12 protein-coding genes are annotated in these 10812 nt (G+C 58.5%); 5 read left to right on the top strand and 7 right to left on the bottom strand.

Annotation, left to right across the window (positions count from 1 at the left end; all coding sequences use genetic code 11):
- A partial coding sequence (locus HZR81_RS22645) for a cyclic nucleotide-binding domain-containing protein (protein ID WP_500129324.1) occupies nucleotides 1-319 on the bottom strand: 319 nt, incomplete at its 3' end.
- A 222-nt stretch (nucleotides 320-541) separates the two neighbouring features.
- Here HZR81_RS22645 and HZR81_RS22640 point away from each other — a divergent pair.
- A complete protein-coding gene (locus tag HZR81_RS22640; RefSeq protein WP_063539674.1) occupies nucleotides 542-964 on the top strand; it encodes an OsmC family protein in 423 nt (140 codons plus the stop codon).
- Nucleotides 965-1041: 77 nt separating this feature from the next.
- Here HZR81_RS22640 and coq7 read toward each other — a convergent pair whose 3' ends face one another.
- Both coq7 and HZR81_RS22630 read right to left on the bottom strand, forming a co-directional pair.
- A complete protein-coding gene (gene coq7 / locus HZR81_RS22635) occupies nucleotides 1042-1689 on the bottom strand; it encodes a 2-polyprenyl-3-methyl-6-methoxy-1,4-benzoquinone monooxygenase (RefSeq protein WP_500129323.1) in 648 nt (215 codons plus the stop codon).
- A 62-nt stretch (nucleotides 1690-1751) separates the two neighbouring features.
- Nucleotides 1752-2093, bottom strand: a complete 342-nt coding sequence (locus tag HZR81_RS22630; protein ID WP_125868830.1) for a histidine triad nucleotide-binding protein — start codon at nucleotides 2091-2093, stop codon at nucleotides 1752-1754.
- A 77-nt stretch (nucleotides 2094-2170) separates the two neighbouring features.
- Between HZR81_RS22630 and HZR81_RS22625 the strand changes: the two genes are divergently transcribed.
- On the top strand, nucleotides 2171-3646 hold the full coding sequence (locus HZR81_RS22625) for an AAA family ATPase (RefSeq protein WP_500129322.1): 1476 nt from the start codon (nucleotides 2171-2173) through the stop codon (nucleotides 3644-3646).
- 16 nt (nucleotides 3647-3662) lie between these two features.
- On the opposite strand, the gene HZR81_RS22620 is transcribed toward HZR81_RS22625, so the two are convergent.
- Together HZR81_RS22620 and hemJ are read right to left on the bottom strand one after the other, a co-directional pair.
- Complete coding sequence (locus HZR81_RS22620; RefSeq protein WP_500129321.1) at nucleotides 3663-4601, bottom strand: DUF805 domain-containing protein; 939 nt, start codon at nucleotides 4599-4601, stop codon at nucleotides 3663-3665.
- A gap of 111 nt (nucleotides 4602-4712) precedes the next feature.
- Nucleotides 4713-5141: a protoporphyrinogen oxidase HemJ gene (gene hemJ / locus HZR81_RS22615; RefSeq protein WP_500129320.1), complete on the bottom strand. Its 429-nt coding sequence runs from the start codon at nucleotides 5139-5141 to the stop codon at nucleotides 4713-4715.
- Between the two features lie 129 nt (nucleotides 5142-5270).
- On the opposite strand from hemJ, the gene argC reads away from it, so the two are divergent.
- Both argC and erpA read left to right on the top strand, forming a co-directional pair.
- Nucleotides 5271-6305, top strand: a complete 1035-nt coding sequence (gene argC, locus HZR81_RS22610) for an N-acetyl-gamma-glutamyl-phosphate reductase (protein WP_125868832.1) — start codon at nucleotides 5271-5273, stop codon at nucleotides 6303-6305.
- Between the two features lie 110 nt (nucleotides 6306-6415).
- Nucleotides 6416-6766 (top strand): iron-sulfur cluster insertion protein ErpA, encoded by a 351-nt coding sequence (erpA, locus tag HZR81_RS22605; protein ID WP_003296689.1) that lies wholly within the window; start codon nucleotides 6416-6418, stop codon nucleotides 6764-6766.
- Nucleotides 6767-6819: 53 nt separating this feature from the next.
- On the opposite strand, the gene HZR81_RS22600 is transcribed toward erpA, so the two are convergent.
- The gene (locus tag HZR81_RS22600) at nucleotides 6820-7911 is read right to left on the bottom strand and encodes an anhydro-N-acetylmuramic acid kinase (protein ID WP_500129319.1); all 1092 of its coding nucleotides are present in this window, start codon (nucleotides 7909-7911) and stop codon (nucleotides 6820-6822) included.
- Nucleotides 7912-7913: 2 nt separating this feature from the next.
- Nucleotides 7914-9326, bottom strand: coding sequence for a peptidoglycan DD-metalloendopeptidase family protein (locus HZR81_RS22595; RefSeq protein WP_102839641.1), 1413 nt, complete (start codon nucleotides 9324-9326; stop codon nucleotides 7914-7916).
- A gap of 169 nt (nucleotides 9327-9495) precedes the next feature.
- Here HZR81_RS22595 and tyrS point away from each other — a divergent pair, with 169 nt between their 5' ends.
- A complete protein-coding gene (tyrS, locus tag HZR81_RS22590; protein WP_102839642.1) occupies nucleotides 9496-10695 on the top strand; it encodes a tyrosine--tRNA ligase in 1200 nt (399 codons plus the stop codon).
- Nucleotides 10696-10812: the final 117 nt, after the last annotated feature.

Raw genomic sequence — 10812 nt, 5'->3', positions numbered from 1 at the left:
CCTTCGCATAGCTCAGTTCAGCCACTTCGCATTCGGTCTTCGCGCGAACCCAGGCGCTGCGTTCTTTCTCTGCACCTTCTTTCTCGAAAAGCCCCATCTCTCCGAAGAAATCGCCAGCGTTCAGGTACGCGATGATCATCTCGCGGCCGTCATCGTCCTCGATGAGAATGGTGACCGAGCCTTTGACGATGAAAAATAGCGACTCGCAACGGTCGCCAGCATAGATGATGGTGCTTTTTGCCGTGTACCGCCGTCTATGGCAGTGCGCGAGCAACTTGTCGATATTCTTTATCTTGGGCGTAAGAGTGATAGCTACCATGCTGTGGGTCCCGGATAAGTACTTAATAAAGGCTGATTATTGTTATATGTCGCTGTCATTCAGCTGTCGCCAGCTTAACAGACGCAGGTGCGCCGGCAACAAGTTGCGACAATCGAAACGAGAGGGTCAACGCACCTTTAGTCGCGTGTAGTCGCGTGCCCCGTCGCGGCCGATCCTGAGGGCCATGGTAAGCTATTTGCCCTGTTTTTTATGGAGCTGACGATGAAAGCGCGCATTCAATGGGTCGATGGCGCCATGTTTCTCGGTGAGTCTGGCAGCGGCCATGTCGTCGTGATGGACGGACCGCCCGAGAGCGGTGGTCGCAATCTCGGGGTGCGACCGATGGAGATGTTGCTGCTGGGTCTTGGCGGTTGCAGCAACTTCGATGTGGTCAGCATCCTCAAGAAGTCCCGCCAGGCGGTGGAAAGTTGTGAGGCCTTCGTGGAAGCCGAGCGGGCGTCGGAGGATCCGAAGGTATTCACGCGCATCCATTTGCGTTTCGTCGTCAAGGGACGCGGATTGAAGGAGGCGCACGTCAAGCGGGCGGTTGAACTATCGGCCGAGAAATACTGCTCGGCATCCATCATGCTCGGTCGCGCAGGTGTGGAGATCAGCCACTCATACGAAATCGTCGAGCTGGGATGAGCCGTTCGCACCGGCCGGTACGGTTGGCTGTATTGCCGAGCCAGGTCTCGTGAGTTTCATGGACCTGGCTGGTCCGGTCAGATTCGATAAGTGGCTTTGGTCATGACCTTGGACATCAGGCTCATGCCGAACTTGATCGGGACTGGAAACTGCAGGCCGCCAGCCTCGATGGCTGCCGTTGAGTGCTGCGCTTCGTCCTCGCGCATCTGTTCGAGAATGGCCCGCGACTTGTCGTCCCCCGCCGGCAGCTGGCCAAGGTGCTCGTCCAGATGCTTGCAGACCTGATCTTCGGTGGCGGCGACGAAGCCGAGGCTGATGCGATCGCTGATTAGCCCGGCGGACGCGCCGATCCCGAAGGACAGCCCGTAGAACAGCGGGTTGAGCACGCTGGTATGACTGCCCAGTTGCCGTATCCGTTGTTCACACCAGGCCAGGTGATCGATTTCCTCGTCCGCGGCCTGTTCCATTGCCTGACGTACCTGCGGCAACCGCGCCGTCAGCGCCTGTCCCTGATACAGTGCCTGGGCGCAGACTTCGCCGGTATGGTTGATGCGCATCAGTCCGGCGACGTGCCTTGTTTCGCTCTCGGTGAGCTCGCTGTCGTTCTTCAGCACGGCAGGAGAAGGCCTCGATGGCTGCCCGCTAAACGGTAGCAAGGTACGGAGCGCGGCGTCGGCCTGCATCAACAGGCGGTCGGCTGGGGAGTAGTGACGTTGGCTGGACATGATTCCCTCCTGGAGAGGTGAGGCCGATAACGAGGTTATGGATAACTTTATCAGTGTGGCCGTCAGCCCGGCGGCCAATGCATCTGACGTTTTCCCAACACGTGCATATGGATGTGATGGACCGTCTGGCCACCCAGATCGTTGCAATTGACGACCACCCGAAAGCCGTCCTGACACCCTTGCTCACTGGCCAGTCGTTGGGCGGTGAAAAGCATATGCCCTGCCAGCGCGTTGTCCGTCTCCGCGTCTAGGTCGTGCAGCGTGGCGATGTGCTTCTTCGGAATCAGCAGAAAGTGTACTGGTGCCTGAGCGGCGATATCGTGGAAGGCGATAATCTGATCGTCTTCGTAGAGCTTGCGCGCGGTAATTTCCCCGACCACGATCTTGCAAAAAAGACAATCCATGACGGTTCTCCGTGGGAGATCGGTCGCACAGTGTATCAGGGCATCCAGGCCGGAGTGAGCCTGCGCAGGGAGATGGCGTGAGAAACGATATTCATGATCTGGGCCTGGTCCTGGAGTCGCGGGTCAAGCTGGTGCTGGTCGAGTCATGGGATGAGCGGAGAGTGCTCGAGACGTTGACCGGGCTTGCCGTTCGGCGCGGTGTGGGCCTGTATGTCTGGGCTGCCACCGAAGGACTGCGGCACCTGGCGTTTGGTGGGGAGCTGCACGGCGGAGAAGACAGCCGCAAGCCCGCAAGCGCACTGGAACTGGTGAAGCATGATCCACTGGCCAATCTTTACGTGTTCTGCGATCTGCACCCCTATCTCGATGATCCTGTCCTGGTCCGCCTGCTCAAGGACATCGCGATGAAGGAGTCGTCCTCGGCGCCTACGGTCGTGCTGGTATCCCATGCGCTCAAGCTTCCGCCGGAGGTACAGCGTTACTCGTCTCGCTTCAGCCTGTCCCTGCCTGTCGAGGAGGAGCTGCTGGCCATCGTCCGCGAGGAAGCGACCCGCTGGAGCGAACGCAACCGTGGCGCGCGGGTGCGTACGGATAACCGTACGTTGCAGCAGGTCGTGAAGAACCTACGAGGTCTGAGCCATGCCGAGGCGCGCGCACTGGCGCGGAACCTGATCTGCGATGACGGCGCCATTACTCAGGAAGATCTTCCGGAGCTCAATCGCAGCAAGTTCCAGTTGCTGGATCTGGACGGTGTGCTGGGCTTCGAACACGAGACGGCCCGCTTCGCGGAAGTCGGCGGTCTGGGGAACTTCAAGCGCTGGCTGGCGGCGCGCCAGGCGGCCTTCTTGTTCGAGACCGACGACCGGCCGCGCGGCGTCATGCTCGTCGGCGTCCAGGGTAGCGGCAAGAGTCTGGCCGCCAAGGCCGTAGCGGGGCTGTGGGGGCTGCCACTGCTGCGCCTGGATTTTGCCTGCCTGTACAACAAGTATTTCGGGGAAACCGAGCGGAATTTGCGGGAAGCACTTGCGCTGGCCGAACAGATGGCGCCGTGCGTGCTATGGATGGATGAGATCGAAAAAGGGTTGGCAGTCGGAGATATGGATGGCGGGGTAAGCCAGCGAGTGCTGGGCACGCTGTTGACCTGGATGGCTGAGCGCGCTGCGCCGGTCTTTCTGGTCGCCACTGCCAATGCGATCAAGCGGCTGCCCCCCGAACTGCTGCGAAAGGGGCGTTTCGACGAACTATTCTTCGTCGACTTGCCGGATGCGGCCACACGCATCGACATATTTCGCATCCATCTCGAACGGCGAGAGCTGGCACCCGACACATTGGCGCTTGCATCGCTGGCCGAAGCCAGCGATGGTTTCTCTGGTGCCGAGATCGAGCAGGTGGTCGTGAGTGCGGTCTACGCGGCGCAGGCACAACAGCGACAGGTCGATCAGGCCATGTTGCTCGATTGCATCCGCACCACCTCGCCGCTATCGGTTGTCATGGCCGAAGAGCTCGCGGCGCTACGCCAGTGGGCGAGCGGGCGGACAGTGTGCGCCGACTAAGCTACGTGGGCCTTCATCAGCCTATTTCGCGGGACAGGCTCAGCAGCGTCGGTACCGCTGCCACACCGACAAGGATCAGTACCAGCCACAGCGCGGCGAGTAACTTCACGGCGCGACTGTTAGGGGGAGGCGGCGACCCATATCGATTGGCTTCCTTGGTGCCTGGCACCAGTAGCATGGCGAAGGGAAAGAGGCTGCCTATGACAGGCACCAGGTTCAGCAGAATCAACCAGCCGGACCAGCCAAAATCATGCAGACGCTGTACGCCGATCAGCACGCTGACGACCGCGATCGCAACGCCTGCCAGAGCCATGCAAACCAGGCCGGCGGTAGGTGACATGGCCATGATGATGGCCGCGAGCCCGAACAGCCCCGCTCCGGCGAACATGATGACCATCGACCACGCGAGATAGCGCAGGCGCCCGATCCGCCCTGACACCGAAAGGGGTTTGAGTTCGCCGTGCAGCGGCAGGGCTTCATCAACGTCGGCAGCTGGTGGCGCATAGGGCGAGTTCGGGGTCGCGGCAGCAGAGGGCATGTTCTGCTGTAGTAACGACTGGCGAGCCAGATACTTATCGAAAACAATGCCGCACGCCTGGCAGATGGAGGCTCGCTCCTGCACATGGCCGCACTTCGGGCATTCCATGGTCCCGACTACGGTCTGGTCAGTCGGGTTAGCGGTATCCTCGTGCATCTGCACCAGGCTGAACTCTCGGGCGGGCTGCTCCTGAGCCTTGTGGGCCTTTGCCCCGGCACGCTGCAGTGCGGCAAGGTACTTATCCGCCTCCGTCCTGGTGAGTCGGCGCTTGAGGACCGTGGCCTCCCCGCCGAAAAGCTTGTCGATCTTGCCGGTGTCGGTTTTGAATAGCGCCGCCAGGTTTTCCTTGACGGTCTGCTGATTCATCCCGGATTCAAGCTCGCCTTTGAAGACGATTCTGTACTGAGCTTCTTGCATGCGGCATCCATGTCACGACCTTGTTGGGCGAGAACAGTAGAGCGCTGTTCTCGCCTGGGCAAGGCGGTTCAATCAGGACCCTGCGCCGGATAACAGATTCTCTTCGGGAGATCAGAACGGCCTGACTACGACCAGAATGACGGTGGCGACAAGGAACAAGACTGGCACTTCGTTGAACCAGCGATAGAACACATGACCGCGCATGTTCTCGTCACGGGCGAAGCGCTTGAGTTGGGCGCCGCAGATGTGGTGATAGCCGATCAGGAGCGCCACCAATGCTAGTTTGGCATGCAGCCAGCCGCCGGTACTGAACAGGCTAGGGTTGAGCACGATCATCCATATCCCTAAACCAAGGGTCGCGATCATCGATGGCAGCATGATGCCGCGATACAGCTTGCGTTCCATCACCTTGAAACGCTCCCGACTAGGCTGGTCTTCGCTCATTGCGTGATAGACGAATAGCCGGGGCAGGTAGAATAAGCCGGCGAACCAACAGACTACCGCAATGATGTGCAGCGCTTTGAGCCAGAGGTAAAGCATCGATTGAATCCTTCAAGGACAGGTGCGTCGATATTAGAGGCTGGGGAAAGGCCCGTCATCCCGGCGGTTGGCCCGAAACCAAAGCAGCTTTATCATCGCGTTCTTTCTGGATCCAGTTGAGGGCAGGGCATGATCAAGGTCGGTATCGTTGGCGGCACAGGCTATACGGGCGTGGAGTTGCTTCGCCTGCTCGCCCAGCATCCGCAGGCCGAAGTGGCAGTCATCACTTCTCGCTCAGAGAATGGCGTCAAGGTGACTGACATGTATCCGAACCTGCGAGGCCACTATGATGGCCTTGCTTTCAGCGTTCCCGACACGGCCACGCTGGGCGACTGTGATGTCGTGTTTTTCGCTACGCCGCATGGTGTGGCGCACGCGCTTGCCGGTGAGCTTCTGGCAGCCGGTACCCGTGTCATTGATCTCTCTGCTGATTTCCGATTGCAGGATGCAGACGAATGGGCCAAATGGTACGGCCAGCCTCACGGGGCGCCCGAATTGCTACCTGAGGCGGTGTACGGTTTGCCGGAGGTCAACCGGGAGCAGATAAAGACCGCACGGCTCATTGCCGTTCCTGGTTGTTATCCCACGGCTACGCAACTTGGTTTCATTCCTCTGCTCGAGCAAGGGCTGGCCGATGCGTCGCGTTTGATTGCAGACTGTAAGTCGGGTGTCAGCGGTGCCGGCCGTGCGGCGAAGATCGGCTCCTTGTTCGCCGAGGCAGGCGAAAGCATGATGGCCTATGGGGTGAAAGGTCACCGGCACCTTCCTGAGATCAGCCAAGGCCTGCGCCGGGCCGCCAATGCTGATGTCGGACTCACCTTTGTCCCGCATCTGACGCCGATGATTCGCGGTATTCACGCCACGCTATACGCAACGGTGACTGACGCATCGGTCGATCTGCAGAAGCTGTATGAGCAGCGTTATGCCAATGAACCCTTTGTCGACGTAATGCCTGCCGGGAGCCACCCCGAGACGCGCAGTGTGCGTGGGGCGAATGTTTGCAGGATTGCTGTTCATCGCCCTCAGGACGGCGACTTGGCGGTTGTGCTGTCGGTGATCGACAATCTGGTGAAGGGCGCTTCGGGGCAGGCCGTACAGAACATGAACATCCTGTTTGGCCTGGACGAGCGTACAGGCCTTGGCAATGTAGCCTTGTTACCCTGATGACGTGTCGTGCCCGACCGAGTGGGCATGTCGAATAGTTGACCGGTTTTGTCGGGAAAGCCGATAATGCACCGTCAACGCAGTAGGGCGTTTTACGCCAGGAGAACCCAATGAGTGTCGAATCCTTCACGCCCACCGCCATCCAGTTCAGTCAGGGGGCTGCGAGCAAGGTGAAGAGCCTCGTCGACGAGGAAGGCAATCCGCGCTTGAAGCTGCGTGTCTTCGTTACCGGAGGGGGCTGCTCGGGTTTCCAGTACGGCTTCACGTTTGATGAGGACATCGCTGATGACGACACCGTGATCGAGCGAGAGGGCGTGAGTTTGGTGGTAGATCCCATGAGCTACCAATACCTGGCTGGTGCGGAAGTCGATTACCAGGAGGGGTTGGAAGGTTCTCGTTTCGTTATAAAGAACCCGAACGCGACTACTACCTGCGGATGTGGCCAGTCCTTCTCGATCTGAGTGCTGGTGCTGCAAGGAAAACGCCGTGCTATGCACGGCGTTTTCGTTTGGGCTCAAGCCGGGTAGATCGCGCCGAGGATTCGGTTTCCGCGTGCACCGGTCACTCGCGGGCGATTTGCAGGTATTCCTTCCAAACAACAATGGGCCAGCCAGGCGAACGCCATCGCTTCCACCCACTCCGGCGGAACGCCGTGGCTTTGTGTGCTGAGCACTTGGCTGCGCGGGAGCAGCGCTTCTAGGCGATGCATCAATGCTTGGTTGTGCGCGCCCCCGCCGCAAACCAGTAGTTCTTCCGTGTCGGGTTGTGCTGCCATAAGTGAATCGCAGATGCTACTGGCCGTGAGCTCCAGCAAGGTTGCCTGGACGTCTTCAGGGCGCATGGCTTCATAACGGGCGAGGTGTTCATCAAGCCAGGCAGGATTGAATAGTTCGCGTCCGGTGCTCTTGGGCCCCTTCGTCGTGAAGAACTCTTCAGCGAGCATGGCGTCCAGCAATGGTTGCACCACCGTACCCTGCGCCGCCCAGTCGCCATTACGATCGAACGGTTGCGCCATGTGGCGCCATACCCAGGCGTCCATCAAGACATTTCCTGGGCCGCAATCGAAACCGTAAGAGGGTTGGCCTGGGGGCAAGAGGCTTAGGTTGCTGAAGCCACCTATGTTCAGCACTGCGCGAGCCTTGCTGCTGCCTCCAAAGACGGCCTCATGAAAGGCTGGCACCAGAGGTGCGCCCTGGCCGCCTGCAGCAACATCACGCCGGCGAAAGTCGGCAACGACATTGATGCCGGTCAGCTCAGCCAGTAGCGCAGGATTGCCAATCTGTATCGTGAAACCTCGATGCGGCTCGTGCCTAACGGTCTGTCCGTGGCTCCCGATGGCGCGTATCGCTTGCGGTGATAACCGCTGTTCGCCCAGCAAATTGAGAATTGCTTCTGCTGCCAGCTGCACCCAATGCTGCTCGGCGATGGCGCAGCGCGCCAATTCGTCTTGCCCAGGCGAGCACAGGGCAAGAAGATCCTGGCGAAGCGATGCTGGCATGGGCACGAAGTGTGTGGCGAGCAGTCGCGTGTGGCTGTTTTGCTCGACAAGTGCGACATCCAGCCCATCCAGGCTGGTACCAGACATCACGCCCAGATACAGGGACATGTTTATTCCTGATTAAGGGCCAGCATGGTTGCCTTCTCTTCGTCCATGCGAGCCATGAGTGGCTGGCTCAGCTGCATGAAACGCTGCTTTTCATTCTTGGCGATTGGGTCAGCCATGGGCAGCTTCAGGCCCAGCGGATCTACATGGACGCCGTCCACCTGAAACTCGTAATGCAGGTGCGGACCGGTAGAAAGACCGGTAGTGCCGATGTAGCCGATGATCTGCCCCTGCTTGACGCTTGATCCATTGCGCACGCCCTTGGCGAATCCTTGCATGTGAGCGTAGAGCGTACGATAGCGTTGGCCGTGCTGAATGATCACCGTGTTTCCGTATCCCCCTTTGCGTCCAGCAAGCAGTACCTTGCCATCGCCGGCGCTCTTGATCGGGGTTCCGCGTGGTGCGGCGTAATCGACGCCTTTGTGGGCGCGGATTTTGTTCAGAATCGGATGCTTGCGGCCATTGGAGAATCGGGAGCTGATCCTGGCGAAGTCGACCGGAGTTCGAATGAACGCCTTTCGCATGCTGGTCCCGTCAGCATTGTAATAACTGGTCGCGCCGTCCTTGTTGGTATAACGGACCGCCGAGTAGGTTTTGCCTCGGTTGGTGAAGCGCGCGGCAAGAATATTGCCCGTTCCGACGCGTTCACCGCCCACGGTTTTCTCTTCGTAAAGCACTTCGAAACTGTCACCCTTGCGAATGTCGAGTGCGAAGTCGATGTCGTAGCCGAACACGTTGGCCAGATCCATGGTCAGATTGTGGCTCAGACCGGCACGCCTCGCCGCTAGGAACAGGCTGCTATCAATCTCGCCGCGAGCATAGACCGTACCGACTTCAGGCTTTATCTGCTCCTTCTTGAAGGCATACCCGTCGGCACGTTTCTCTAGGGCAAGGGTCTCCAGGCTGTTGAGCTTGCTTCGCAGGCTCGCAAGGTCGCCTTGCTCTGTCAGCTTGAACTCAAGCGTCTGGCCGATTCTCAGTCGGGAAAACTGCTTGGCTTCCTGGCTGCTTGAGAGCACGGCATGCATAGTTGCTGGCGATAGGCCAACTTTTGCGAATACCGTCGATAGCGTATCCCCGTTGGCTACCACGACGGTTTTTTCGAGAGGATCCACTAGGGGTTCAACGACTTGAGCGTTCAGTTCGCCTGGCTCGCCGCCTTGCTTGGATTCGTGTGACGGCCCTTGCGCCGGTGGTTGTGCGAAAGGGGAATGGTCCGTGTTCGGGAGATTCGTTTCTTGCTCCCCGATGGAATGATCTAAAGAAGATTCCAGTTTCAGGTCGATGAAGGTCTTCTTCGCTTCTACCTCGCGTGAAGGGAACACGAGCAGAGCCAGGCTCAACAACGCAGCTACACCACTGGCAGCCAGAAGATGGCTCTTGGGGTAGTTAGGAGCTTTCGATTTGGAAGGCATCATTCGGCGTCTGGCATTTTGAACGGGAAATAACTGTCTAAAATATAAGCAAAGCCCTGATGAAGCAACCCTTGCGGCGGGTGAGCTGCCGGTCGGTTCGGGCCCGTGGTTTGTAAACGGCCTGCGATATTGTAAGGTTGTCGCCCTTTAATAAATGGTACGGGGCATTGCCATGAAGTCGGTTCAAGAGCAGCTATCGGTGATCAAGAGAGGCGCTGATGAGGTGCTCGTCGAGTCTGAGCTAATCGCTAAGCTCGAGCGAGGCGAGCCGCTGCGCGTCAAGGCTGGATTCGATCCGACGGCTCCCGATCTTCACCTCGGTCACACAGTACTGATCAACAAGATGCGTCAGCTCCAGGATCTGGGGCATCAGGTGGTCTTCCTTATAGGTGATTTCACCGGGATGATTGGTGACCCAAGTGGCAAAAGTGCTACGAGGCCGCCGCTGACGCGCGATCAGGTGCTGGAGAATGCCGAGACCTATAAGGCTCAAGTCTTCAAGATTCTGGATCCGGCAAGAACGGAAGTGGCTTTTAACTCTGCATGGATGGATAAGCTGTCGCCTGCGGACTTCATACGCCTGGCTTCGCAGTACACCGTCGCGCGCATGCTCGAGCGCGACGACTTCAGCAAGCGGTACTCGACCAATCAGCCGATTGCCATCCATGAGTTTCTCTATCCGCTGGTTCAGGGCTATGACTCAGTCGCGCTCAAAGCTGATATCGAGCTCGGCGGGACAGACCAGAAATTCAACCTGCTCATGGGGCGTGAGTTGCAGCGGGCGTACGGGCAACCATCCCAGTGTGTAGTGACTATGCCGCTGTTGGAGGGTTTGGATGGCGTCAAGAAGATGTCCAAGTCGCTCGGGAATTACGTTGGGATCCAGGAGGCTCCCGGTGTGATGTATAGCAAGCTGGTGTCGATTCCTGATTCGCTCATGTGGCGGTATTTCGAATTGCTTAGCTTCCGCTCGGAGGAAGAGATCGCCGAGTTCCGCTCTGACGTTGAGCGTGGAGCCAATCCGCGTGACATCAAGATCAAACTGGCGGAAGAGATTGTGGCGCGTTTTCATGGCGACGAAGCGGCTGCGACGGCTCATCGCTCGGCAGGTAATAGAATGAAGGATGGCGAGCTGCCAGAGGACTTGCCCGAGATTGAGTTGGTTTCGGAGATAGACATGCCGATTGCCGCTGTTCTTAATAAGGCTGGGCTTGTTAAGAACGCCGCCATGGCGCGCGATCTGCTCGGCTCTGGTGGGGTGCGCGTCGACGGGCAGGTCGTGGATCGTGATTTCATGTTTAGGCGTGGTGTGGCACATGTCTGCCAGGCTGGAAAGAAGTCCTTTGCTCGTGTTTCGCTGAAGTCCGAATAAAACGAAATAAACGGTTGACGGCTGTTTTCAGGTGCCTATAATGCGCACCACTTCCGGCGCAGTCCTCAAGAAAAATCTCTTGTAAATCAAAAGGTTAGCTAAAAAAAGGGTTGCACT

Source organism: Pseudomonas sp. LM13, from assembly GCF_041381355.1.
In the GTDB taxonomy this organism is placed as follows: Bacteria; Pseudomonadota; Gammaproteobacteria; order Pseudomonadales; family Pseudomonadaceae; genus Stutzerimonas; species Stutzerimonas frequens.
Note: the sequence above shows the minus strand (reverse complement) of the source record. Positions and strands in the feature narration are given on the sequence as shown.